The sequence below is a fragment of the Candidatus Kuenenia sp. genome (assembly GCF_039794105.1).
GTDB lineage: Bacteria > Planctomycetota > Brocadiia > Brocadiales > Brocadiaceae > Kuenenia.
This window is the reverse complement of the sequence record NZ_JBDIWA010000002.1, coordinates 249431-273391: the sequence shown is the minus strand read 5'-3', so window position 1 is coordinate 273391 and position 23961 is coordinate 249431. Positions and strand designations below refer to the sequence as shown.

General features: G+C 39.8%; 23 protein-coding genes and 1 other RNA gene. 18 read left to right on the top strand and 6 right to left on the bottom strand.

Features of this window, described 5'->3' with window-relative positions:
• The first annotated feature begins 558 nt into the window (after positions 1 to 558).
• The 7 genes from ABJL82_RS02810 (at position 559) to ABJL82_RS02780 (ending at position 7432) form a co-directional block, all read left to right on the top strand.
• Positions 559 to 978, top strand: a complete 420-nt coding sequence (locus ABJL82_RS02810; protein WP_347273182.1) for a hypothetical protein — start codon at positions 559 to 561, stop codon at positions 976 to 978.
• 53 nt (positions 979 to 1031) lie between these two features.
• On the top strand, positions 1032 to 1598 hold the full coding sequence (locus ABJL82_RS02805; RefSeq protein ID WP_347273181.1) for a hypothetical protein: 567 nt from the start codon (positions 1032 to 1034) through the stop codon (positions 1596 to 1598).
• Positions 1595 to 2617 (top strand): radical SAM protein, encoded by a 1023-nt coding sequence (locus ABJL82_RS02800; RefSeq protein ID WP_347273180.1) that lies wholly within the window; start codon positions 1595 to 1597, stop codon positions 2615 to 2617. Before ABJL82_RS02805 ends, ABJL82_RS02800 begins: the two co-directional genes overlap by 4 nt.
• A 475-nt stretch (positions 2618 to 3092) precedes the next feature.
• Positions 3093 to 5627 carry a YdbH domain-containing protein gene (locus ABJL82_RS02795; RefSeq protein WP_347273179.1) on the top strand — a complete coding sequence of 845 codons (2535 nt, stop codon included), beginning with the start codon at positions 3093 to 3095 and terminating at the stop codon, positions 5625 to 5627.
• A gap of 335 nt (positions 5628 to 5962) precedes the next feature.
• Positions 5963 to 6196 (top strand): hypothetical protein, encoded by a 234-nt coding sequence (locus ABJL82_RS02790; RefSeq protein ID WP_347273177.1) that lies wholly within the window; start codon positions 5963 to 5965, stop codon positions 6194 to 6196.
• Between the two features lie 43 nt (positions 6197 to 6239).
• Positions 6240 to 6620 (top strand): YdbL family protein, encoded by a 381-nt coding sequence (locus ABJL82_RS02785; RefSeq protein WP_347273176.1) that lies wholly within the window; start codon positions 6240 to 6242, stop codon positions 6618 to 6620.
• 122 nt (positions 6621 to 6742) lie between these two features.
• On the top strand, positions 6743 to 7432 hold the full coding sequence (locus ABJL82_RS02780; RefSeq protein ID WP_347273175.1) for an HAD family hydrolase: 690 nt from the start codon (positions 6743 to 6745) through the stop codon (positions 7430 to 7432).
• Between the two features lie 149 nt (positions 7433 to 7581).
• On the opposite strand, the gene ABJL82_RS02775 is transcribed toward ABJL82_RS02780, so the two are convergent.
• Positions 7582 to 7962: a hypothetical protein gene (locus ABJL82_RS02775; RefSeq protein WP_347273174.1), complete on the bottom strand. Its 381-nt coding sequence runs from the start codon at positions 7960 to 7962 to the stop codon at positions 7582 to 7584.
• Between the two features lie 154 nt (positions 7963 to 8116).
• Between ABJL82_RS02775 and ABJL82_RS02770 the strand changes: the two genes are divergently transcribed.
• The 7 genes from ABJL82_RS02770 (at position 8117) to hflC (ending at position 12511) form a co-directional block, all read left to right on the top strand.
• Positions 8117 to 8464 carry a hypothetical protein gene (locus ABJL82_RS02770; RefSeq protein ID WP_347273172.1) on the top strand — a complete coding sequence of 116 codons (348 nt, stop codon included), beginning with the start codon at positions 8117 to 8119 and terminating at the stop codon, positions 8462 to 8464.
• A complete protein-coding gene (locus tag ABJL82_RS02765; protein ID WP_347273170.1) occupies positions 8458 to 9195 on the top strand; it encodes a DUF3800 domain-containing protein in 738 nt (245 codons plus the stop codon). The genes ABJL82_RS02770 and ABJL82_RS02765 overlap by 7 nt, the downstream gene beginning before the upstream one ends.
• A complete protein-coding gene (locus tag ABJL82_RS02760) occupies positions 9179 to 9730 on the top strand; it encodes a hypothetical protein (RefSeq protein WP_347273169.1) in 552 nt (183 codons plus the stop codon). The genes ABJL82_RS02765 and ABJL82_RS02760 overlap by 17 nt, the downstream gene beginning before the upstream one ends.
• Before the next feature lie 182 nt (positions 9731 to 9912).
• Positions 9913 to 10116 carry a hypothetical protein gene (locus ABJL82_RS02755; RefSeq protein ID WP_347273168.1) on the top strand — a complete coding sequence of 68 codons (204 nt, stop codon included), beginning with the start codon at positions 9913 to 9915 and terminating at the stop codon, positions 10114 to 10116.
• Positions 10117 to 10135: 19 nt separating this feature from the next.
• Positions 10136 to 10333, top strand: coding sequence for a hypothetical protein (locus ABJL82_RS02750; RefSeq protein WP_347273167.1), 198 nt, complete (start codon positions 10136 to 10138; stop codon positions 10331 to 10333).
• 205 nt (positions 10334 to 10538) lie between these two features.
• Positions 10539 to 11543, top strand: coding sequence for an FtsH protease activity modulator HflK (gene hflK, locus ABJL82_RS02745; protein ID WP_347273166.1), 1005 nt, complete (start codon positions 10539 to 10541; stop codon positions 11541 to 11543).
• On the top strand, positions 11540 to 12511 hold the full coding sequence (hflC, locus tag ABJL82_RS02740) for a protease modulator HflC (RefSeq protein ID WP_347273164.1): 972 nt from the start codon (positions 11540 to 11542) through the stop codon (positions 12509 to 12511). The genes hflK and hflC overlap by 4 nt, the downstream gene beginning before the upstream one ends.
• 205 nt (positions 12512 to 12716) lie before the next feature.
• Here the strand turns inward: hflC and ABJL82_RS02735 are convergent, their stop codons facing one another.
• On the bottom strand, positions 12717 to 13007 hold the full coding sequence (locus ABJL82_RS02735; protein WP_347273163.1) for an ElyC/SanA/YdcF family protein: 291 nt from the start codon (positions 13005 to 13007) through the stop codon (positions 12717 to 12719).
• A gap of 464 nt (positions 13008 to 13471) precedes the next feature.
• Between ABJL82_RS02735 and ABJL82_RS02730 the strand changes: the two genes are divergently transcribed.
• Positions 13472 to 14953: a potassium/proton antiporter gene (locus ABJL82_RS02730; RefSeq protein WP_347273162.1), complete on the top strand. Its 1482-nt coding sequence runs from the start codon at positions 13472 to 13474 to the stop codon at positions 14951 to 14953.
• Positions 14954 to 15057: 104 nt separating this feature from the next.
• Here ABJL82_RS02730 and ABJL82_RS02725 read toward each other — a convergent pair whose 3' ends face one another.
• From ABJL82_RS02725 to ssrA, 3 genes are all read right to left on the bottom strand, one after another.
• Positions 15058 to 18102 carry an efflux RND transporter permease subunit gene (locus tag ABJL82_RS02725; RefSeq protein ID WP_347273161.1) on the bottom strand — a complete coding sequence of 1015 codons (3045 nt, stop codon included), beginning with the start codon at positions 18100 to 18102 and terminating at the stop codon, positions 15058 to 15060.
• A 12-nt stretch (positions 18103 to 18114) separates the two neighbouring features.
• Complete coding sequence (locus ABJL82_RS02720) at positions 18115 to 19182, bottom strand: efflux RND transporter periplasmic adaptor subunit (RefSeq protein WP_347273160.1); 1068 nt, start codon at positions 19180 to 19182, stop codon at positions 18115 to 18117.
• 220 nt (positions 19183 to 19402) lie between these two features.
• Positions 19403 to 19755: a transfer-messenger RNA gene (ssrA, locus tag ABJL82_RS02715) on the bottom strand.
• Between the two features lie 484 nt (positions 19756 to 20239).
• Here ssrA and ABJL82_RS02710 point away from each other — a divergent pair.
• On the top strand, positions 20240 to 20590 hold the full coding sequence (locus tag ABJL82_RS02710; RefSeq protein WP_347273159.1) for a hypothetical protein: 351 nt from the start codon (positions 20240 to 20242) through the stop codon (positions 20588 to 20590).
• 9 nt (positions 20591 to 20599) lie between these two features.
• Here ABJL82_RS02710 and ABJL82_RS02705 read toward each other — a convergent pair whose 3' ends face one another.
• Complete coding sequence (locus tag ABJL82_RS02705) at positions 20600 to 20842, bottom strand: hypothetical protein (protein WP_347273158.1); 243 nt, start codon at positions 20840 to 20842, stop codon at positions 20600 to 20602.
• A gap of 388 nt (positions 20843 to 21230) precedes the next feature.
• On the opposite strand from ABJL82_RS02705, the gene ABJL82_RS02700 reads away from it, so the two are divergent.
• Both ABJL82_RS02700 and ABJL82_RS02695 read left to right on the top strand, forming a co-directional pair.
• Positions 21231 to 22721: a trypsin-like peptidase domain-containing protein gene (locus tag ABJL82_RS02700; protein ID WP_347273157.1), complete on the top strand. Its 1491-nt coding sequence runs from the start codon at positions 21231 to 21233 to the stop codon at positions 22719 to 22721.
• Between the two features lie 302 nt (positions 22722 to 23023).
• Complete coding sequence (locus ABJL82_RS02695) at positions 23024 to 23767, top strand: lysophospholipid acyltransferase family protein (protein ID WP_347273156.1); 744 nt, start codon at positions 23024 to 23026, stop codon at positions 23765 to 23767.
• Positions 23768 to 23961 lie beyond the last annotated feature (194 nt).

Genomic DNA, 23961 nt, shown 5'->3' with positions numbered 1-23961 from the left:
TCATCTGAAATGCCCCTTTTTCTGGTTATTGGAATTTTTACATATCACCATCTTAACCAGTAAATTCGGGCATTTCAACCTACCTTACCTCTCTCGGCTTAAAAAATTACGCTTGAAGAAGGATTAGCTTTTAAAGCGCAAGGGGAAAAACAATAAATCGGCTGCCTTTGGCAGTTGCCTTTATTCTTTTACACTGAGAATTGAACATTGAATATTAATTTTCAAAACCGTACAACTCATGTTACGCAGCAAGAAAAATATTCAATGTTCAATTCTCAAATTGTTACTCATTTGCCTTTATTCTTTTGCGAAGAAATTACTGGTAAGGTACTAATAGAAGCAAGATATTTTAAGTTGATTTTTCATTGCGGCTATAGTATCTTGCCCGGTGAAATTTTTATTAAACACTCTTATAATAAGCAGATGGGACAAAGGCAATGCAAATAATACTTTTGACTATGTGAATCACATGTGATATATTCCCGTCTGCGTAACTAAATAAAATTCGATAATGATGTGTAATTTTAATGCATTTGCATTGAAAAGGGGAACAAATCAATGCCAATAAACAAAAAAAAACCAAAAACAGCAAGCATGAAAAAGACTGCAAAAGGCGCCATGAAAGCTACAAAAAAATCTACGGATAAGATTGTTTTAAGTTCTCTTTTTAAAACAATTATCATTGACGGCAAAACGGAGCAGGTGACCAGGCAGATTAGGCGGACGCTCCTTTTTGACCATGTGGAAGTGTTTCCCTTTACGCAAATTAAAAAAATAGAATTAGTAAAAAATGAGAAAGAGTCAATAACAGACAGCTATTTGACATACGCAGTTTTATTGCATCTTAACAACGGAAAAACCATGTTGGTGGATGAACTTGGCGAAACATCCGTCAGGGGAGGCTTCAAAGAAATGAAAAACCTCGGGAAAAAGATCGGCATAATTACAGGCAAAGAATTTATTTTGTGTGACGATTAGTCCATTTCCATTGATAACCTTTACCTTGAAGCAGTTGTGGGGAGAGTTTCGCAATGTTCATTACGAGAAGTTTTTTTACCGCCATTTTTACGGCGATACTTGTCTCTCCCGGTATCGTAAATGCCTTTGAAGCTGAAATGAACGAAGAACATATTGCAGCGGCCATTAGTTTCGGGAAGAAGCATAAAGGTATGGATCTTTTTAAAAGCACTATGGTAAAAAATGCTTGTTTTGGAAAATATCCTGAATTAGATGGCGGATTGGTTATGAGTAAATACATTGAGTTTGCCATTGTTTCTGCCATGAATGCGGTAAAAGAGAAGGAAACGACTGCGGATGTTATAAATGAAATACAATCTGCGGATTTTTTTAAAGTAATTGTACTTGTTTCAGAAAAAGGCATTCAAACTCCAGGGGACGTGCAGATTACATTAAAACAAGGTTTAAACAACATCTTACCGCAAAAAACCGAGTTTGGGAGAATGCACAAGGAGGATAAGCAAAGCGTGATAGGGGTCTTTAGGTATGACAAGGTAGATACGGATGCAAAAACCGCGATTATTGTAAAGACGAAGGGATGGGAAAAAACATATAAAATAGATTTTTCTGATATAAAATGATCAAGGAAGTAGAAGAAATAAAGACATGCCCAAAGCATACCTTTAGAGATAAACTTTTCGATTTTTCCTGCCGTCGCATTGGTTCGCAGCAAACAAAAACTTTATTTAAATTATATGATCTGGCCACCTTCGACCTCTATGGCAAACCAAAAGGGGCAATAGGTGCGATTGATATTACCAACCGTTGTAACTTGCGTTGCAAACACTGTTATTTTTATACGCATGATTACGCAGAAAAACCGGAGTTGAGTGACGGTGAGTGGATTGAAAAACTGGAGGGATTGAAAGAAACAGGTTTCCCCTTTTATCAATGTTCATGGATTGGCGGTGAACCTTTGCTTCGGAAAGATTTGCTAGAGCGCTGCATGAAGTATTTCCGGTCAAATCTGATTGTCACAAACGGAACACTGGAACTTCCCAATTGGCCGGATGTGAATTTTTATATATCGGTTGACGGTAAAAAGGAGACACATGACGCCATCCGTGGAAATGGTTGTTATGACATAATAAGAAAAAATGCGGTGAGAAACGATTTAAAGATTATCGTTTCAATGGTAATTAATAAAATGAATTACCGTGAAATTGAATATTTTATTGAGGAGTGGAAAGATATTGGCGTTCGGGGTTGTTTGTTTCAAATACATACGCCGGTAAAAGGGTTGGCGAACAATGATTTTTGGCCTGGCTGGAAACTTCGGGATGAAATAGTAGATACATTGCTTCGATTAAAAGAGGAAAAGTATGGTGATTTTATAGGAGTGCCAGTGCATGTGCTTAAGCTTATGAAATCCGACAAATGTAAGGAAGTGACACGGAATTGCATTTTCAAAAAAGTATCGTTTTGTTTTGACCATCAGGGCCAGATTAAAAAACCTTGTATGATTGGACCGCAAGCAGACTGTCTGCGGTGTGGCTGTATCCTTCCTTTTTACCTGTGGGCATTGGAAGACAAATGGCTTTTAATGAGAGAGCTTATGATATATTTTAAACGCCGAGTAGGTAAAAAAATGCTTCGCTAGCATATCGATGCCAAAATAATAACATAGTAATGAGGGTTGTTTTTAATACCTTTACTTTTTATTACTTTGGAATTGCACTACCAGCTGCTTATACAATTCTTACATTCTCATGCCTCATGCCCCTGACAGGTGGGTTGTCTCTATCATAAAACACATATACGAGCACTATTACCAAACCCGAAAATATGAAATTCCAAAAAACGCAATAGTTCACCCACCTCTAATGGTAAAATCCGAAATGCTAAATACGAAATCCGAAACAAATTTCAAAATACAAAATCCCAATGAAAAACCAGGGTTTTGAACATTTGAAAATTTTACTCCGTTAGATGCAGAATTATCCAACAATAGTAAATGTACTATTGAATGTTATCTAACGGGGTGAATTTGGAATTTGTTTCGTATTTCGTGCTTCATATTTTTTATCTCGTGCTTGTTGGGTTCTGGCTATGCCAGCTTAGGATATTAATTCTTTATGTCTTACATTAAGAATATTGCAACTCGTTCATTCTTTATTAGCGGCATAATTTTTTTTCTTCTGTGCGGCGTCTATTTCTCAATTCCGGTAATTTTAGAAAAGAAAATTCTCCCTCTTCTTTTTAACAAAGCAGGATTCGTTCAATCAACCGGTAAAATCAGAAAATTTGGCTTTACTGGTTTGGATGTAACTTCGGTTAGATTGGGTAACCCGGAAAATCCCTCCGTTTCCCTTGATTCTATCCGCGTTGATTATTCTTTAATGGGGCTGGCAAAAAGGCACATTAAAAAAATAATAATCAGCGGCGTGGAGATACGGGCGGAGTTTAAAGATGGCAAAATGGGTATTCCCGGAATAGATTTCGGCAAACTCTCCAGAAATTCCTCAAATACCGGACGGGAACAACAAAAGGTTTCCCAAAAAATTCCCATTAACATTGGAGAACTTGAAATACGGCATGCCGCAGTTCTTTTGAAATCAGGCGTTGAAGATTTTTATATCCCTTTCAGTATGCGGATATATCCCGTCTTTGAGAATAAGGAAGAACAACCTACCGGCTACGCAATACAGTACAGATTAGACCTGCAACATGCGAATATCTTCCATGGATTAAGGATAAAATCCATGATAAATGGCAGTGCAATGTATGATTTTGCCACCTCTGATTTTGCATTGCGGCTCGATCTTACCGATATGGATATGGAGTATAATGACATACAATTTCAGAATGCTTCGAAAGACGTTCCGTTAATAATAACCATCACAAGAACAAAAAATATCGTTCAAATGCATTTTAACCGGTTTCGGGTTATGTCGCTCCTCCCCTTTGAAGTATCAATGAATCCTGATAGTCACCTTTCGGTGAATATGGATGGAGACGCACTGAATGCCGAAGGGAGCGTGAAGGTGTTTTTAAAGAAAGAATTGATGAACAACGATCCCCATATTGGCCTAAAATTAGACCAGCCAGCAGAGCTGCCAATTTTTTTTAAGGGAGAAACCCAGGGAAAGCAGTGGCGTTTTTCACTAAACTCTGCTGGAACATCGCACCCTTTGACTTTTTCCCGGGGAACCGAAACAATGAGTATTTCCCCCCAAAAGCTTTCCGTACAGGGAGAAGGTCTGAATGCCAGCGGTTCTCTGCAATTTGATGCAAGCCTTACTCATGTGCAGTATCGGGGGGATAATATGCATATACTGATTCCCCTTGTCTCATTGCAGGGCAGCGGATTGCTAAACTCCACGGAGAGTCCTTTTCTCCATGCATTTGTGCAAATAACTGATGCTGAATATGCTTCTAACGATTTTCATGCAAGGAAGATACAGGCTAAGATCCCCATTCAATGGCCATTCCCAGCTTCCGAAGATAACGACAATATTGCGGAAGATACGAATGACCGCTATGTTGCCATCGATGATATAAACTATGGCGGCATAAACATTGGGTCAATTGTCGCAACGCCCTATCAAAACGGCGCAAACCTTTATTTTACAGGATTGTTTAAGGGCGTGCTGTTCCCCGGTTTTAATGTAAATTTTACGGGCATGGCGGGTCTGAATGACGAGAATATATTTATTTCCAGGGTCGATTTCAACTCTGCAGAACCGGAAAAGACACTGCAATTTGAATTATCTTCTGTTGCATCGCAATTGAGCGGGATATTTTTTAATGGCCTTGCCGACATCCGTGGTAATTGGAGCTTTGATGGAACCAGGGGAACAAGCACGGGCATGGTGTTACTTCGCAATACGAAAATAGATAGCCCTCAAAAAAAGATGGCAATAGAAGGAGTGGAACTTCAACTTGCCATGAGCGACCTGTTAAACCTCCGCAGCGATCCTGGACAAATGCTGAAATTTCAGCGTTTTACATGGGGAGATATAGAAATACATGAAGGAGTGGCGTCGTTTCAAATAGAATCCCCTTCTTCCCTTTTCCTTAAAAAAAGTAGTTTTCTCTGGTGCGGGGGAAATGTCTATACGCATGGCCTGCGCTTAAAACCAGGCAATGATGGATTCGATATTATCTGTTACTGCGACCGGCTGAGACTGGCGACTGTTTTAAAACAGTTTCACCTCGCATCCGCTGAAGGTGAAGGCTCTGTAAATGGTCGTTTGCCCATCAGTTATAAAAACGGAAAGATAAAAATCACCGATGGTTTCCTTTATTCCACGCCCGGGGAGGGCGGCATTATTCGTTTTAACACAGAAACGCTTATCCCTGGCGCTGCGGGCATACAAAAGGGCATACAAACGGACGTTGCAATGGAAGCCCTTAAGGATTTCCACTATGATTGGGCAAAACTTTCGTTATTGAGCAAGGGAGAAAACCTCCACGTTTATTTACAGATGGAGGGAGCGCCTGTTAATTTACTGCCGTTTGCCTACACAAAAAAATCAGGGCTGGTGAAAGCAAAAGGAGAACCAAAGGCTCGCTTCCAGAAAATACTTTTTAATTTTAACTTTACATTACCCATTGATGAATTATTACACTATAGCGCAGGCTTGGGGGAATTATTACAATATCAGTAACATACAAAGATTTAGTAACACTTTAGTTTTTTGAAAAACGTAAGAGCGAGAGACGAAGCATGAGAGACGAGAGACGAGAGACGAAGGATGTTCGCAGTCTGTCGTCCATCATCCGTCGTCCTTACATCGTGCAGAAAACAGCGCTATTACGCTAATATTGGAATTTTTCGAAAAACTAAAGTGTTACGGAATATTGGGTTTTTTGTAATTAGAATTTGTTTAGTATTTCGAATTTAGTTGCGCCCAAATGCTGCGCTAAGATAATTATTGTGATAGGGTATTCTTGCTTTTATTCAAAGGCATCCATAAGGAATTAATGTTAAGGGGGAGGATTGATGAAACAAAATAGTGTCATTTTATGCATAGTTTTTTTTCTCGTTTTGCATGGTTGTAAAACGGAACATAAGGTAGAACTTGAAGTCAAACCAATGCAAATCACCATTGATGTGAATATTCGAATAGATAGGGAGCTGGATAATTTTTTTGGTAACCTTGATGAAGCCGCAAAAACACTAGGCGGGGAAGTCGGTGATTCTAAAGCAGTGGAGACGCCAAACCCTGGCCAGTAGTTTTCTATTGATTAAGAGATTTTTGTCATAAGGAGAAAAATAAATGAAGTCAAATTTTTTTGCAATATTTTTACTTATTTTATTGAGTGGAATTTGTTCTGCCACTACAGCAATCTTTGCCGATGATATACAGACAATAAAGGTGCAGATGGAAAAACGCCTTCCTCTCATAGTAGAGTTAAAATCGAAGGGAATTATTGGTGAAAACAACACAGGATATTTACAGTATGTGGCGACGAACCGTGAAAACGAAGAGGTTGTTAATGCGGAAAATGAGGACAGAAAAAAGGTGTATGCTATTATAGCAAAAAAGGAAGGCGCAAGCATCGGGCAGGTAGGCAGTCGCAGGGCATTGCAGATTGCAAAAAAAGCGCTAAAGGGCGACTGGCTACAGGACCAAAACGGAAAATGGTATCAAAAGTAGCACATGTAAGCATACTCTGCCAGGGTTGATGCGCGGGCAGAATGCTTCATTTATTTTTGTTGTGCGAAGTCTGTTTAGCACAACTCTGTTAATCGTGTCTTTCGCCATGATGGGTTTGTTTGATGATTAAACGGCAATATTATGAGGTGCAAAATATGTCTTTTAAAGCAATTATTTTTGATCTGGACGGCACACTGATAGACTCTCTGGAAGATTTATGCAATGCCGCGAACCGTGTATTAAAGAAAAATAATTTTCCAACGCACGAAATGGAAGAGTATCGGTATTTTGTTGGGGAGGGAGTTGTTGCGCTTATCACACGCGCATTGCCGGACGAAATAAAAAATGAGGACATAATAAACTCTTGCGTAGGGGAATTTCGTGAAGAATATCGGAAAAGCTGGAATATAAAAACAAAACCATACGAAGGGATTGCCGAGATGCTGGACTTGATCACATTGCGCGGCTTAAAAATGGCGGTCCTGTCAAATAAGCCCGATTACTTTACAAAAAAATGCGTAGCAGCATTTTTGCCAAACTGGAAATTTGACCGGATAATAGGCCAGCGCGATGATGTTCCTAAAAAACCCGATCCTGCAGGCGCAAAAGAAATTGCAGAATACCTGGCCGTTTCTCCATCGGAAATTATTTATGTTGGCGATACGCCCATTGATATGGAAACGGCCATTGCTGCAGGTATGCTTCCAGTAGGTGTTCTGTGGGGGTTCCGTCCTGAAGACGAACTTAAAAGGAGTGGTGCGCGTAGAGTAATTCAGAAACCAGAGGAAATTATTGAAGTTATCGACCATTAAAAATGCTTGTTCCCAAGTAGCGGCAAGGCATGCCTTGCCGCTACTTGGGAATGAGGGCAAAAGTGTAGGGGGGCACGTTGCAACGTGCCTCTATACTACTTCAACTATTCACCATGCTGAAGCATGTGGTTAACGCATGGACGGATTTTTCAAAACTCAAGTGTGTCTTCGTAAATATTAATTTCAATATCACGCTTAATAAAGTAATCCCTGTGAATTACCGCGTTAGTAATCGCTTCTTTAACGGCTCGTTCAGGAATACGATATTTGTTAATAAACCCTGATGATGGGATAGTTATACCGGCTTGCAAAAGCGTTAAAACATATTCCTGCGCTTCCTCCGTTAATGGGTGCATTCCCGGTTCTTTGTAACTATCTGCACAATGTAACACAAGCATCCTGCTTGTGATATTTAATACACAAGCTGCCAGCCTATACGTCCCGGCACGCAGGCAGGCGACTCGCCCAGACCGGGACGGTCTGGCTACCTTTGGAAACGTATGCAGACAGGGAACGTAGAGACACGCCATGGCGTGTCTCTACTGATTACTAAAATTTAATATACAATCCAGGTATCAATAGATGGGTGGCACAGGCATCTTGCCTGTGCGGAATACAGGCAGGATGCCTGTACCACCCTTGCAATAATTTTATTATTCATCTTCCGATGCGGGAAAAAATAGAATGATTTATATGAAATATTTGCCTTACATCCTGAACTGTGGAACACGATGCTATGTTAGGTTGGATATTAATCCAAAACTAATGAATAATGAAATGGCAAAAATAAGAATTTCTGTGCCGTCATTAGAAGGCTTAAATTTTGCTGACTTTGGTTGTTTCAATGTTTTTGTTCCTACAAAAGAGGAACAAAAAGTCATAGTAGATTTTCTTGAAAGAAAGATATCAGAAATCGATGGTCTAATTCAAAAAATCGAATCCGCAATCGCGAAACTTCGCGAATACCGTTCATCGCTTATCACAGCGGCGGTGACCGGGAAAATAGATGTAAGGGGGGCAGTAAAATGTTAACTGATAATAAATCATATAACGTTTATTGCGACGAAAGCTGTCATCTGGAGAATGACCACGAAAAGGTTATGACTCTTGGGGCAATTTGGTGTCCTGCTGAAGTGAAAAAGGATATGTTTTCTCGTATTCGGGGGATAAAAGAGAAGCACGGGTTACCCAAAGATTTTGAAATAAAATGGACAAAAGTTTCACCTGCAAAGGTTGAATTTTACAAAGAAATGCTGAATTTCTTTTTTAACGAGCCACATTTGCATTTTCGGGCGGTTGTAATTAAGGATAAGGACAAGCTTGATCATTCTAAATTTAGAAATCAGGATCATGACGTCTGGTACTATAAGATGTTTTTCTGTCTTTTGAATGTTATTTTCGAACCACATTCCCGTTACAGAATATATTTGGATAAAAAAGATACCCGAAGCGGCGAAAAAATAAAGAAATTACATGATGTACTGTGCAATAGTAAGTATGATTTTTCAAAAGAGATTATCGAAAATGTGCAGTCCGTTCATTCCCATGAAATTGAGTTGTTGCAATTAGCAGATCTTTTAATCGGAGCTGTTGGGTACGCTAATCGGGCATTAAAAACAAGCCGGGCTAAATTGGAGTTGGTTTCTTTAATTCGTGATCGTTCCGGTTATAGCTTGTCTTCGACGACTCTTTTAAAAGAGGAAAAAGTGAATCTGTTTTTCTGGCGTCCAAAGGAAGGTGATGAGAATGCCGAATGGTTTTAATTGGTTGCCGGAATTAGTGCTTTTTGAAAGCTACAATAGTTGGGATGCATATTTAGAGGTTCTTTATAACTTTTATAAGGCTGATTTTATAGACACTAAGCCAAAATACAAAAATAAGGATGTTGGTGTTAAAAGGTTACCGATGCACCATGGCAAGGAATCGAATTTTTGGCATTTGATTCAGGAGGCGTATCAAACCAAAAAGGAAGATGACCGTATTCCCGATTTGAGAAGATGTGAAAGAATTCGGTGGCCAAGGCCTGTTATTGAAAATGGAGAAAAATCAGTCATATTGCTCTGGGAAAACACAAGACATTCTAACTCAGGGGTAGAAACGAATATTTGCATGTGGCTGAAAGAAAAGGAATATTTGGTTGTTTTGCGAAAGCGAAAGGAATATTTTTTACTGTGGACCGCTTATCCAGTGACAAAAGAACATACGAAAAGGAAATTGCAGAAGGAATACGAGGCGTATAAAAAAACTGGGGACGCCATTTCTGACGACCCCGTTACTGCTTCTACGCATGGTAGATGAGCTAGTCAAAGTATGCCTTACTCTATTGACGAAGTCAATGATTATTTTTTGGCATATTTTGCCCTGTAGCCCTTGATTTTCAAGGGATGAATTCTCAAAACGGGCTGTAGTGCCGACCTTTCGAGATGACCCCTTGTATTTGCTGGTTTGGCGGCTTATTTGCCCCTCGAATTGCGAAGGTAATGTTAGCTGCCTTGTTTGCTGCGAAGGCAATGGCGCCAATTATTGCGAGAGAAATAGCCGCTGTCGTTGAAAAGGAATTTGGAGCTGCTTTTATCAGGAAGATGCGGGTATTTATCAGAAAGCCTGAATTGAGCGTGGTAAAAGACGCATTGCTCGCCAATAAAACCTCCGAAATTCATGCCATGCACGATCCTACAGAATGAGGTTTGCCCGCAGGAATAAATGGATATTGCCACCGTTTCCTGTTCGGGAGCGTTTGTTTACGGAGAAGCTATACCCTGTTATAAGGAAACAAAGTTCATCTGCATAATGTTTACTGTTCATTTACTTGGCCTTATCGCTTCCGGAGTGTTGTTGATAGCGTTGTCACCCCCCGGAGATACAAAAGAAGTTGTTGATAACATGGGGGAAAGTGGATAGTATGTACTGTGATTGGAAAAATTTACCCAAAAAGCGGGTGATTAAAGCTGCTGAGAAGGGGAAGGGTTACAAAATGCCTGTTTTTAAGAAAGATGAGATTATAAAGATTTTGTAAAAATAATCAATGTCAACAACACAACGTATTGATACGGCAATGCACAACACCGTGCTGCCAATTGAGTGATTAGAGAAAAGGAGGTCATACATGCCTGATTATGGACCGCGCAGAAAACAGCCGGATATAAACTTCGAACAAATATCCTTGCAGCCATTAAAAAAGTTTCTCCCACCCATCATTATGCTGCTCTTCATTATCATTAGCGGGTATTCGGCATTTTACACGGTAAAGGCGAATGAAGAAGCGGTAATTTTACGGTTCGGAAAATATAAAGAAACGGTTGGACCAGGATTGCATACCAAAATTCCTTACGGCATTGATAAAATACTAAAAGGAGAGGTGAAAACAATCTATAACGAGGAATTTGGCTTCAGAACAAGACAACGCGGCAATACGAGTATTATTGACTATGAGTTCCCTGAGGCGCAAGAGGAAAAACTTATGCTTACCGCAGATCTTAACTGTGCGGAAGTGAATTGGGTTATTCGTTACAAAATTAAAGCCTTAGAAGAGTATTTTTTCAATGTAAGGGATGTTCGTGAAACAATCCGTGGTATTTCGCAATCGGTAATGAGAACCCTGGTGGGAGACCTTTCCATCGATGAGGTTTTAACCATTGGCAGGATTGAAATAGAGCAAATGGCCAAAGAAAATATACAAAATGGCCTGGATGAGTATAAATGCGGCATCAGTATTCAATCGGTTTTGCTCAAAGGAGTTGATCCTCCTATTGCCGTCAAGGACGCCTTTAATGCGGTAAACCAGGCAATACAAAACAAAGATAAAATCATCAATGAGGCGGAAGGGCAAAAAAATAAACTACTGCCCGCGGCTGAAGGGAAAAAAGAGCAGGCAATCAGGGAGGCTGAAGGATATTATGTAAGAAGGATAAACAGAGCAACAGGGGACGTAAAGGCATTTCTTGCGGTATATGAAGAATACAAAAAGGCGGAAGATGTAACAAGGCGGAGGCTCTTCCTTGAGACGATGGCGGATGTGCTGCCAAAATGCGAAAAATTGTATATTATCGATAAAGATTTAAAAGGATTATTACCTATCCTTGGCCTCAATGAGGAGGGAATTAAGAAATGAAAAGGAACGTTATCATCATATTAATCGCAATAGGCATCATTGCAATATTCCTGAAAAGTTCCATGTATGTTGTTGATGAACGATTGCAGGCAGTAATCACTCAGTTTGGAAAACCCGTGCGAACGGTAAAGGAGCACGGACTTCATGTAAAAACCCCATTTATTCAGGACGTCAGATATTTTAATAAACGCATACTGAACTGGACGGGTGAAATTAGTGATATTCTCACAAGGGATAAGGAAAATATAGGCGTAGCTTCCTGGGCGCGATGGAAAATTGTAGACCCTCTCAGTTTTTATACCTCACTGGGCATAGAAGCTCGTGGACAGGGATTGCTTGATGAGGTTATCGAGTCGGCGGTAAAAAACGTTGTGAGCGCCTATCCGTTAAAAGAGGTTCTCAGAAACTCCAATCGTAAACTGGAATATACTACAAAGGAGCTTGAAGTAGCGGAAGAGACAAAAAAAGTAATTATTAAAAAAGGCCGCGATGAAATTACAGCAGAAATCCTTGCCATGGCACGACGCTCGCTCGAAGACCGGTATGGGATTGAATTGGTGGATGTGCGAATAAAATACATTAATTACGTGGCGGCAGTAATCCCAAAGATTTATGACCGTATGCGCTCGGAACGTATCCGCATCGCAAATAAATATGAATCAGAAGGGAGAAGGGAAGAGGCTGAAATTTTAGGCACGATGAGGAAGGAACTGGAAAGAATCGAATCGGAAGGATATCGTACGGCAGAGGAAACCAGGGGACAAGCTGATGCAGAGGCCATTAAGATTTACGCGGAAGCATATACAAAAGCCCCGGAATTGTATTCCTTTCTCAAAACACTGGAAACATATAAAACCACAATAAGCGCACAGACACGGCTTATTCTCAATACGGACGGAGAATATTTCAGGTATCTCAAGGGCTTTGAAAAAGATGGTGGAGCCGTTGAAGCGTGGTCTTTAGAGTAAAAAAACGGGAAGGGTTTCGCTTGTAGATCAGGAAACCCTTTTTTTAAGAACTGGCCTGAAAATTCAGAGAAAGGCTGCGGGTTGCATTTATATCTGCCCCGCAGCAAAGTCCAAAGTATCCCAAGGTACTCGTAAAATACTTGTTCTGCCTTATCAAAACCATGTGAACTGGGGAAAAAATCACCGGGCGCGGTTGTTTGTGATTTCAAAATAGTGCGTGTCCCGCAGGAGCAGGTATAGGACTCCTCCCTGATTTTTTTAACATTCCCATTGCGCGCGCCATGTGATTTGCCGATGTAACTAAAATAAAATGGTCATTCTCCACAATGGGTTTTACAAATTTTGCCTCATCATGCGTATCTTTTGATTCGGATTGCAAAATCAGCGATTCATCTTCGACTCCAAGCTCCATTGCCAATTCTGCCATTGCTTCCGCTCCTGAAACGAGATCAAAAACCCTTTCCCCAGATAAAACAATCCTGCTTTCAGGCGCCAACCTGTGTAGTCTAATATCGATTTGTTCGAGAAACTCGTAACACTTTAGTTATTTGAAAAATTCCAATAATCTCGACGTTCGCCCCTACTTTTTCAAATAACTAAAGTGTTACATAAACCTTGGTTTCTCAAAATAAAATCAGTATGTCTTGTTTCTTATCCTCGCCGGAAACAGAGTTTCCCGCGTAATTGCCTGTCTGCCGACAGGCCGGCGTTCCCAAACTGATACTTCACTATGTTCAGCACAAGGTTTGGGAACGAGTCGTGTTTTGGTCGTTTAATATATTACGATTAATGGTTACAAAATCAATTAGATAATAAGCAACAGCAGTTACGCATATAGTCCTAAAGAATGATGGGAGATGGGATATGAGTATTTTTATGACGCATATAACAAGTTGTGCTTCATTTCAAAACGATCGTGCTTAGTGGACACTGACGAGTAAAAAATGGGACTGCCTTGAAATGACACTTACGACAGAAAACCTACTTTTAATTGGTTCAATATTATTATTGTTAAGTATTCTTGCCAGCAAGACAACAGGAAAACTTGGCGTTCCTGCGCTTATTATTTTTCTTGCAGTGGGTATGCTTGCAGGTTCGGACGGAATTGGCGGTATCCACTTTGACAACCCCAATCTTGCACAATCACTGGGTGCTATTGCCCTGACTTTTATTTTGTTTTCGGGCGGACTTGAAACAAAATGGGAAAGTGTAAAACCTGTTTTGTGGCAGGGTGTTACTCTATCAACTTTGGGAGTATTGCTCACAGCAGTTTCTTTAGGATTTTTCATTTCCTATATTTCTGGCTTTACACTTACAGAAGGACTTTTAATCGGTGCAATTGTATCGTCAACTGATGCTGCTGCGGTATTCTCTATTCTTCGTTCAAAAAGCATAGGGCTAAAAGGAAATTTAAGACCATTGCTGGAATTGGAATCGGGTAGCAACGATCCGATGGCATATTTCCTGACTATTGGTATTACATCTTTGCTCGTGCATAAAGGCACCTCTTTTGTGTTATTAATTCCAATGTTCTTTCAGCAAATGATTATTGGCGCAATTGCGGGTTACTTATTGGGTAAGGCAATGATATGGATGCTTAATAAGATAAATCTTGACCATGACGGGCTTTATCCCGTCCTGACGCTTGCTCTCATATTTTTTACTTATGGCATTACTACTTTTTTCAATGGCAATGGTTTTCTTGCCGTTTACCTCTCAGCAATTATTCTTGGCAATGAAAATTTTATTCACAAAAAAAGCATTATACGGTTTTATGACGGGCAGGCATGGATGATGCAAATTGTGATGTTCCTTGCTCTTGGTTTGCTTGTGTTTCCAAAACAAATGTTGCCTTTCATTGGAACAGGAAGTGTCATTGCTCTTTTTCTGATGTTTGTAGCAAGACCACTTGCAGTATTTCTTTGCCTTTTATTTTTTAAAATGAGAAACAGGGAACGCCTGCTTATCTCGTGGGTTGGGTTAAGAGGTGCAGTTCCTATTGTATTTGCCACTTATCCACTCATTCAAGGTGTTGAAAAATCAGAAATGATATTCAATATTGTTTTTTTTATCGTGCTGTCCTCTGTAATGCTACAAGGAACAACCATTCCGATTGTTGCAAAGTGGCTTTATTTATTTAAACCTGTAAAATTCAAAACCCGTTATCCGCTGGAACTGGAACTATCGGACAATTTTAAAAATGAACTTTTTGAAGTAGAAATAAAAGAGAATTCAAACGCAATCGGCAGACAAATTTTTCAACTCAAATTTCCGAAAACATCACTTATTGTATTGATTAACCGTAGTGACAAATATATTACACCAAGCGGGACAACTACCATAGTACAGGGCGACAAATTATTGATTATGTCGGACAATAAAAAAGACAAGGATGAAATTGAACAAGTAATTCTTAACTACACAGAAACACCATCAAACTAATACTATGGACACAGAAGACAAAAAAGAACGAACGCGAACCGTCAGACAGGACAAGGGAGGAGGCTGTCCTTGAAAATAAATATAAAATCTGTTGCGCCGCTTGTTTAAACCTTCTTTGTTTCTGAAAAGTATGAATACATGGCAGGAACAATATAGAGTGTTAAAATTGTGGAAAAGGAAAGTCCGCCGATTACAGCAATTCCCATTGAAGTACGGCTTTCCGACCCTGCGCCAAACGCCAGCGCAATAGGCAGCGCCCCTAAAATAGTGGATAAACTTGTCATTAAAACAGGCCTGAATCTCAATACTGCTGCCTCCTGAACTGCCTGAATACGGTTTAATCCCATGGATTTCTTCTGGTTGGCAAATTCTACAATAAGGATACCGTTTTTTGCTACAAGTCCAACAAGCATAATGATACCAATCTGGCTGAAGATGTTCAGTGTTTCTTTGAAATACCAGAGGCTGACTACCGCCCCTGCCACTGCCAGCGGAACGGTAAACATAATAATAAGAGGGTCCCTGAAACTCTCAAATTGGGCAGCCAGAACAAGATAAACCAGCACCAGGGCAAGAAAAAATGCAAAGGACATACTTGAAGAGCTTTCAACATAATCCTTTGAAGGGCCTGAGAGCGAGGTACTGAAGGTTTCATCAAGTACATTATCCGAAATAGCATCCATTTCAGCAATGCCGTCTCTGATTGTTTTCCCTTTTGTCAAACTGGCAGAAATGGTTGCAGAAAGATAACGATTATAACGATAAAGTTGCGGCGGGGTACTCTCCTCATATAAAGAAATCAAATTGTCAAGTTGTACCATATCACCCTTTTGATTTCTTACAAAGAGGGATTTTAAGTCCAAAGGTTCGCTTCTATCTTCTCTTTTTAACTGACCAATTACCTGATATTGTTTGCCGTTCATAAGAAAATATCCGAATCTGTTTCCGCTTAGTGCAAGCTGCAGTGTTTGAACAACGTCCATTGCCGATACCTGCAGATTTCTTGCTTTCTCGCGGTTGATGTGTACATTTAGTTCCGGTTTGTTGAATTTCAGGTTTACATCTACGAATTGAAAGACGGGGCTTTTATATGCATGTGCAAGAAAATTGGGAAGAACATCCTTTAGTCTTTCTATGTTTGCCGCCTGGATAATATACTCAACCGGTAAACGGCTTCTGCGGTCGCCAATAGTCTGCTCCTGGGAAATATATGTCCTTGCTGATGGTAAATGTTTAAGCTTCCTTCCAAGGTGTTCGGCAATTTCCTGCTGCGTCCTTTTCCTTTCACCAGGATTTTTCAATCTCAGGCGTACGGAACCTGAATTAACGGAACTCGATGCACCGAAGTCCGGAGAAGTAACGGTAATTATTCCTTCTGCCTCGGGAATTTCTTTTTGGATTAATCCAATAAGCTCATCCATGTATGCGTCCATATACTCATAGGAAGCCCCTTCCGAAGCTGTTGACTGTAGTCTTAAGCCACTTCTGTCTTCCAGTGGAGCCAGCTCCGAAGGAATCCTCACCCCAATTCCAAAAATTAATCCTATAGACAGTATCATTACTGCAAAAGCAAGCGAACGTTTTTTCATAAATGCTTCTAATGAATTACGATAAGCATTCGTCAAACCAATAAAAAAGGGTTCCGTCTGCTGGTAGAACCAGTTATGGGATTTACGTCTCTTGAGGATTTTTGTGGAAAGCATCGGGGTAAGGGTTAATGCGACAAAAGAAGATATAATTACTGCCCCTGTGATTACAACGCCAAACTCACGAAATAGCCTTCCGGTAATACCCTTGAGAAAGATAACAGGGAGAAAAACCGCCGCAAGGGTGATTGTGGTCACAATAACAGCAAAAAATATTTCCGATGAACCTTTGATTCCCGCCTCTGCCGGAGCCATTCCCTTCTCAATTTTGGTGTAAATATTTTCCAGCACGACAATTGCATCATCCACAACAAGACCGATAGCCAGTACGATACCCAGAAGACTCAACACATTTATAGAAAAGCCGGCAAGGTACATAATAAAAAAGGAACCGATTAATGAAATAGGGATGACAAGTACCGGAATAATTGTGGTACGCCAATCCCTCAGGAAAAAAAAGATAATGCATATGACAAGACAAAAGGCAATGAAAATGGTTTGTTGTACTTCGGTGATGGATTCCCGGACGTATTTCGTAGTATCAAAACCAATACCCAGTGTAATATCATCCGGCAAGTCTTTCTTTATTTGTTTTATCCGCCTGTAAAACTCATCGGCAATTTCAATGTGATTGGAGCCTGGCTGGGGAACGATAGCGTTCCCCACCATTGGGATGCCGTCCCTTTTTAAAACGGTACGCAGATTTTCAGGGCCAAGCTCAGCATGCCCGACATCACGGAATCTCACGACTCTGCCCCTCTCTTCCCTGATAATAAGGTTATTAAATTCCTGAGGTGTTTTCAGCCGTCCGAGGGCCCTTACCGTTAATTCTGTGGCGCTCCCTTCAATACTGCCGGAAGGCAATTCGATATTTTCCCGCAGAAATGCGTCTCTTATATCAAGGGGAGTTAACTGATACGCAGCTAACCGCGCAGCGTCCAGCCATAAACGCATAGCGTATTTTTTTTCTCCCCAAATTCTTATTTCGCTTACACCGGATATAGTTTGCAGACGCTCTTTAAAGGTTTTTTCCGCAATTTCCGTGAGTTCGGGAAGAGAACGCTTGTCGCTTGTAATGTTGAGAAAAATAATGGGATCTGAATCTGCATCTGCTTTGGAAACTACAGGTGGGTCTGCATCCGGTGGCAGTTTGCCGATTGCCCTGGATACCCGGTCTCTTACATCGTTTGTAGCGGCTTCAAGGTCGGTATCCAGGCCAAATTCTACGATAATAGTACTTCGCCCATCACGGCTGACGGAAGTGAGTGATTGAATTCCCGCAATTCCGTTAATTGATTCCTCTAGCGGGTCGCTAATCTGCGATTCTATGACATTCGAATTAGCTCCGACATACGTAGTGCTTACGGTAATTACCGGTTTATCAACATTTGGATATTCACGGATTCCAAGGTAATGATATCCGATAATCCCAAATAAAACGACAACGATGGACATGACAATGGTAAGTACCGGACGTTTTATACTGACAGATGAAAGACTCACAGGGGAAATCCTTTAATTTATCTCTTGTAATTCCACGGAAACACCGTGTCCGATTTTCAGGATTCCTGAGGTAATCAGTATGTCACCCGGTTGGAGGCCTTGGAGTACCTGTATCTTACCTTCCGTCCTGAGGCCTGTTTTAACATAAGCGGATTCGGCCTTGCCATTTTTATAAATATAAACCTTCTGCTTTCCGATTTCCGGGATAAGCGCCTCCGTAGGGATTTGAATGGCGTTCTTAAACTCTCTGAGCGTTAATTCGATGTGGGCAAATGCCCCCGGTAAGATTTCGCCTTTAGAATTGGGATATATTGCCCGTAAGCGGAGTGTGCGTGTCTGCGGGTCAATCTTTGATTCCACTGCATAGACTTCTGCATTGTACCTGTGATCATTTCCTTCTGCCGTGAAGGTTATGGTAGCGCCGTTTTTTATCATGTTTCCGTACTTTCCCGGAACGGCAAAGTCGATCTTAACCGGCGTAATACTGATCAATTCAGCAATCCTGGCGCCGGTAGAGAGATATGCCCCTTCGCTTACATAGCGTAAACCAACTATGCCATCAAATGGCGCCTTTATTTCGGTTTTATTGATATGGGCTTTAATAAGGTCTACTTCTGCTTTTAATGAATTTGCTTCAGTTAATGTGCTGTCGTACTCTTCCTGACTGATAATTCCGGTTTTTAAGAGTTCACGTTTACGCTGTTCTGTTTGTACGGCAAGTTTTTTCTGATGGATTGTTTTTCTGAGTTGTGCCTGCATGTCCTCATTGTTAATCTTTACCAGCAAATCGCCTTTTCTAACGGCACCACCTTCTTTAAAATAAATACCGGTAATTTTCCCGGCTATTTCGCTTGTTAACAACACTTCCTCATTCGGGATAACAGTACCTGAGACCTTTATTTTATCAGCCAAATATGAAGGCTCTATGCGTTGTGCCCTAACTGTTATTTTAACAGGCTCTGTAGATTCGTTGATATCCGGTTTCCTTAATTTCAAAAGATCCAACCTTATCGCGGTCAATATCCCAATTATGGTAAGGATTAATATTAGAGTGACTATTCTTATAGATCTTTTCTTCATTTTATGCGCAGGTCGATAAATAAAGGAAAAGGAATACAAATTTCTACCGCTTGATTGTTTTTAATTGTGCAGAGACGGGGAAGTAAATACAAATCAGAGGGTAGGTGAACTATTACCAAAAAAAGCCATTAAAAACAAATTAATGGCTTTCCATGGACACATTGGGGGTGTTATTTTTGACAGGTTAAAATCATTAAGTATTTAATTACAATAGCTTAATTGGTGGAGGCGGCGGGAATTGAACCCGCGTCCCTAGATGTTTCAATATAGGCTTCTACGTATATAGTCTGTTTTTTAATTTCGCCGTTAAAACCCTAACAGACAAGGTTTTTAAAAGCTAGCACAACTACTAGTTCATTTAAGACCCCGCGGTGCAAAAGGTCTAAACTAACCTGCTATTCTTCGTTTCATCAATTTCGCAGGTAAAACGGATGAAACGTGGCTGTCAATTAAGCAGCCATTGCCATTGGTTCTTCGGCATTTAATTGTTTTGCCAGGTTTTTAATGAGGCCGCCTGACAACCTCAATACGCAACCTATATATCGTACAATCCGGTCGAATCCTTTCGCCCCCTTATTTTCTCTTTATTAAAAATTAATATGTAATACTTTATAAAATAATTATAGCATAAATGATGGGAAATGCAATTCTCCAAATGTATGTTTCCCAAATTATTCTTTGGTTTTTGTGACCAATTTCACAACGGCATCACCAATAATCGTTTTTTTTTAAACGGTGAATAAATCCTGTGCTTTAGAAAAGCCACATACAAAAAATTTTATTAACAGCGTATCCACATTAAAATAATCCGCATTCTTTTCAAAGAAACATACTTTCCCGAAGACAATCGCTAATTATAACTATTTAAATCACATAGAAATACATCATCTATTCGGAGAAAGATGTCGGGTAAAAAAACAATAGCGTTTTCCTCTTTCTTTTGTTTCTTTCATGACGAAAATATATAACTATCGTCTTTAGGCATGAAAATAGCTCGTATGCTATGCAACTTTAGAAATTGTATATGGGATTAGGTGGTTTTTGGGAAAGTAAAAATATGATAAATAATGTGAACTCATCGACGTCAGAACTGCTAAAACAAATACAAAGATTGTCTTCTCAAACAAAAACAAAACCAACGCCAAAACCAGAAACGCAGGCACCTTACAAAGGCAATGAAGTAAATACCCGCGCAGAAAACATAAAAAAAATACTTAATAATATAAAAACAAACAACTTAGAGAAAACACAAAAGGGAAATACGGTGGCGGCGCAAAAAATTGATGGAATGAAAAAGGTGAACAATGACGGTAAAAACCTTCAGATAGCAGAGAATTACAAACCCATTCCCTTAGAAAAGATATCCTTTAGCAGGCAAGTTGGTTCGTTTCTTGATACATATGTTTAAACTGTTTCGTCAATGAAAACAGACTGCCGTTTCGTGTAACAATCCACTATTACTCAATACCCCCATAGCAACAAATACTTCCCTTGATTTCCAGCTTGTATTCCTTCTGCGTTTCTGTGTGCTTATCGTTGCAACATAAAATTCCCCCAAAAAATCAGCAAGCTGGTTTTTGTAGAAAAGGAGGAAAACAAAAACCAGCTTGCCCTTGAGAAAAGGAGAGTAATGTTGCTTTATAAAACAACTATATTTCATAAAAAGTTCCAATGTAACTAATGTAAAATTTGTTTTTATGTTTCTTTAAATTTAAGTATAATTATTGACAATACATTGTAGTGTTCCCGCATAGTTGTGTTTCTGTTTAGTTGTAAGGGAATGTTTCTTTTGCAACTCCTTAGCGATTGTATATGACAACAATTTCAAAACATGCCCATTTAATAAAAAAAGTCCTATTTATAACCGGGATATGCATTTCTTATAGTAGTATCATCTTCCTTACGTATTGCGCCATTATTAAAGTACATAATATTAACGACCCTGAACATGCAAAAAAGATTGTTATTAGTACTTTTTTTGCCAATATAATTCTTTTTGGGGGGAGTATTTATTTGATTTTAAAGCTGAAAGGTCTATCAAAATAAAAATGAAAATTACCAAAAAACTCTTTCTTGTTTTGCCGCTAACACTCTTCCTTTTCTCAAGCAATAGGTTTGTCTTCTCAAATCAGGATATTAATGCAGAGACGTTGAGGCAGGAACTTGTCGAACTCGAAAAACACGCAAAACCAATCATAGAAATATTTCGAAAGGTTCCTGCGCTGGTGAATCCTTCTGTTGTAAGCCTTATTACGGAAAAAAAGGCATATGGGGGGGATAATCATCCCGCCCAACCGGCAAATCCTGACCAAGGCCCGCATGCCGGTGCAATTCCCAAAAAAGGACTTGGTTCCGGCATAATAGTGGATGAACGCGGTTACATTTTGACTAACAATCACGTTATAAGCGATTATTCGCCGGAAGAAATCACGGTGGTCACGTATAACGACGAGCAATATCATAATATTACCATCATAGGCATCGATCCAAATACCGATCTGGCGGTCATAAAAATCGATGGTGAAGGATTTATGCCGGCAAGGTTTGGCGACCCTGAAGAGGTACAGGTAGGCGATTGGGTTATTGCTATTGGCAATCCTTTCGGATTTCAGCAAACAGTTTCCATGGGTATTATCAGCGCCAAAGGAAGAACACATGTAATACCGCTAGCGCTTCCCTTTCTCTATGAAGATTTTTTCCAGACAGATGCGGCCATTAACCCTGGTAACAGTGGAGGACCATTGGTTAATCTAAGAGGGGAAGTTATTGGTGTGAATACCGCAATTGCCACCCGTTCAGGCGGATTTCAAGGCGTGGGTTTTGCGCTGTCTGCAAGCATCGCGCAAGAGACAGTCGAAACCATAATAAATACCGGTACAATCGTGAGGGGTTACCTGGGTATTGGAACACAGGATATTACCGATGAATTTGCGTTGAAGCTTGGTTTTGAAAATAAGTATGATATGGTAAAACACTTTGGCTTAGTCAATGACAAGGGTGTATTTGTCATGGAAGTATGGAGCGAAACCCCTGCATTTAAGGCGGGAATCCTTCCCGGAGACGTTATATGTGAAATGAATGATGATGTTATAAAAAATTCACTGGATTTGCAACGCGTTATAAGACATGCGAAGATAGATGCCCGTATCATAATTAAAGTTATAAGAAATGGTAAGGAAAACATCCTTACGGCCATAGTTGAACAGCAACCCGAAGACCTTTCCGGAAGAACATATGCCGCTTTTAGAAAACAAGATGAACCCTCGAAGTTTTCAATAGGGCTGATTGTCAATGATGTAACGTATGAAATCGCGAGATCGCTTGGGCTGGAAAAAGAAGAAGGTGTGTTGGTGCTTGAAGTGGACGATAATAGCCCTGCCGGTCATGCAGGCATAGAACCAGGCGATTTGATTACCAAAGTTGGAACAAAAAATGTCAATTCCGTCATTGAATTCATGGGAATTATTGAAGAGTACCTAAGCTCTAACGAAACAATCACGGTGTATATTAAAAACAAAGGATTTATTACCCTGAAGTAGCTATTTTATTTTGTCACACCAAGGCTTGTATCCGTAGCTTTTATTATATAATCCTCCATAAGAATACACCTGAACCTTTTCGCAGACAGTGCTGCAAAAAGGAAATCCGAAACAGGCAGGTTTTGCGGTCACAGCAAACGGACAGTCTCATGGTCTTGGTTTTGAACATTTGAATTTTGAGTTTTGGTATTGTTTCGAATTTCGTATGTAGACGCTTTGACATATCGGCAAAAAATTGTCGATGTTTAGGCGCTAAATGCCTAAAATGCCCTGTGATACTGCAATCATCTTAAGGAAATCAAATGCAAACCCAAATGTATAAACTCTATCAGATATTTTTCACACTGTTTTCATGGCTAACATTTGTTTTTGCCTGGATGCTTGCCACATTTCTATCAATACTTCTCAGTATGGACACAAAGAATAAAGAAAAGGTATTTAACACGATGGAAAGGGTTTTCAGCCGTATTTCTTTTAAGATCATTGGTATGAAGGTTGCCTTGGAAGGATTGGAAAATATTCCCAAAAACGAACCTGTCATCTTTATTGCAAACCATCAAAGCATGATGGATATTAAACTTTCTCTTGCGTACATTCCGGTAAATTTTAGTTTTATCTCGAAAGAGGCTATATTTCACGTGCCGGTATTGGGCGCATATATGACCGTTTCAGGACATATACCTATTAAAAGGGAAGAGGACAGAAAGGCATACACTAGTCTCATAAAAGCAATTAATGAGTTAACCGCAAAACAAAAATCACTGGTGATATTCCCGGAAGGCACAAGAAGCGAAGATGGCACACTGGGGACATTCAAAAGAGGGATATCGCTTATTGTCTTAAAATCAAAAAGAAGGGTCGTCCCTATGGCAATAAGTGGAAGCAACCGATTTATGCCAAAGCGTGGATTCTTATCGTATCCTGAAAACAGGAACGTGAAAATATCATTTGGTAAACCGCTCTCCTTTGATAATTCAAGGACTGATCGGGAATATACCATTTATGTTACCAATACACTGAGAAATGCAGTGATGGAACTTTTGTGAAATACTCAGCAGCGAAGAGACACTGAGAGGTGTAAATGCCATTAAAAAGATTCCGCTTTCCTACTTTGAAATCATGGAGATGTCTTTCTATCACTGTTTTTTAATATTGACTTTGAAAGTATTTATCTATAGATTAAAATAACTATTACTGTTAAATGCCGAAAAGAATTTATTCTGTAACTACTGTTTGTTAA

What these genes read in the sequence shown, in the direction of transcription:
- ABJL82_RS02805 (WP_347273181.1), top strand. Translation starts at nt 1,032, where the DNA reads ATGTTCATTACGAGAAGTTTTTTTACCGCCATTTTTACGGCGATACTT.
- ABJL82_RS02730 (WP_347273162.1), top strand. Translation starts at nt 13,472, where the DNA reads ATGACACTTACGACAGAAAACCTACTTTTAATTGGTTCAATATTATTA.
- hflC (WP_347273164.1), top strand. Translation starts at nt 11,540, where the DNA reads ATGAAAAGGAACGTTATCATCATATTAATCGCAATAGGCATCATTGCA.
- ABJL82_RS02695 (WP_347273156.1), top strand. Translation starts at nt 23,024, where the DNA reads ATGCAAACCCAAATGTATAAACTCTATCAGATATTTTTCACACTGTTT.
- ABJL82_RS02775 (WP_347273174.1), bottom strand. Translation starts at nt 7,962, where the DNA reads ATGGCGTGTCTCTACGTTCCCTGTCTGCATACGTTTCCAAAGGTAGCC.
- ABJL82_RS02750 (WP_347273167.1), top strand. Translation starts at nt 10,136, where the DNA reads ATGGATATTGCCACCGTTTCCTGTTCGGGAGCGTTTGTTTACGGAGAA.
- ABJL82_RS02720 (WP_347273160.1), bottom strand. Translation starts at nt 19,182, where the DNA reads ATGAAGAAAAGATCTATAAGAATAGTCACTCTAATATTAATCCTTACC.
- ABJL82_RS02810 (WP_347273182.1), top strand. Translation starts at nt 559, where the DNA reads ATGCCAATAAACAAAAAAAAACCAAAAACAGCAAGCATGAAAAAGACT.
- ABJL82_RS02795 (WP_347273179.1), top strand. Translation starts at nt 3,093, where the DNA reads ATGTCTTACATTAAGAATATTGCAACTCGTTCATTCTTTATTAGCGGC.
- ABJL82_RS02765 (WP_347273170.1), top strand. Translation starts at nt 8,458, where the DNA reads ATGTTAACTGATAATAAATCATATAACGTTTATTGCGACGAAAGCTGT.
- ABJL82_RS02785 (WP_347273176.1), top strand. Translation starts at nt 6,240, where the DNA reads ATGAAGTCAAATTTTTTTGCAATATTTTTACTTATTTTATTGAGTGGA.
- ABJL82_RS02790 (WP_347273177.1), top strand. Translation starts at nt 5,963, where the DNA reads ATGAAACAAAATAGTGTCATTTTATGCATAGTTTTTTTTCTCGTTTTG.
- hflK (WP_347273166.1), top strand. Translation starts at nt 10,539, where the DNA reads ATGCCTGATTATGGACCGCGCAGAAAACAGCCGGATATAAACTTCGAA.
- ABJL82_RS02770 (WP_347273172.1), top strand. Translation starts at nt 8,117, where the DNA reads ATGATTTATATGAAATATTTGCCTTACATCCTGAACTGTGGAACACGA.
- ABJL82_RS02760 (WP_347273169.1), top strand. Translation starts at nt 9,179, where the DNA reads ATGCCGAATGGTTTTAATTGGTTGCCGGAATTAGTGCTTTTTGAAAGC.
- ABJL82_RS02710 (WP_347273159.1), top strand. Translation starts at nt 20,240, where the DNA reads ATGATAAATAATGTGAACTCATCGACGTCAGAACTGCTAAAACAAATA.
- ABJL82_RS02780 (WP_347273175.1), top strand. Translation starts at nt 6,743, where the DNA reads ATGATTAAACGGCAATATTATGAGGTGCAAAATATGTCTTTTAAAGCA.
- ABJL82_RS02705 (WP_347273158.1), bottom strand. Translation starts at nt 20,842, where the DNA reads ATGAAATATAGTTGTTTTATAAAGCAACATTACTCTCCTTTTCTCAAG.
- ABJL82_RS02755 (WP_347273168.1), top strand. Translation starts at nt 9,913, where the DNA reads ATGTTAGCTGCCTTGTTTGCTGCGAAGGCAATGGCGCCAATTATTGCG.
- ABJL82_RS02700 (WP_347273157.1), top strand. Translation starts at nt 21,231, where the DNA reads ATGAAAATTACCAAAAAACTCTTTCTTGTTTTGCCGCTAACACTCTTC.
- ABJL82_RS02800 (WP_347273180.1), top strand. Translation starts at nt 1,595, where the DNA reads ATGATCAAGGAAGTAGAAGAAATAAAGACATGCCCAAAGCATACCTTT.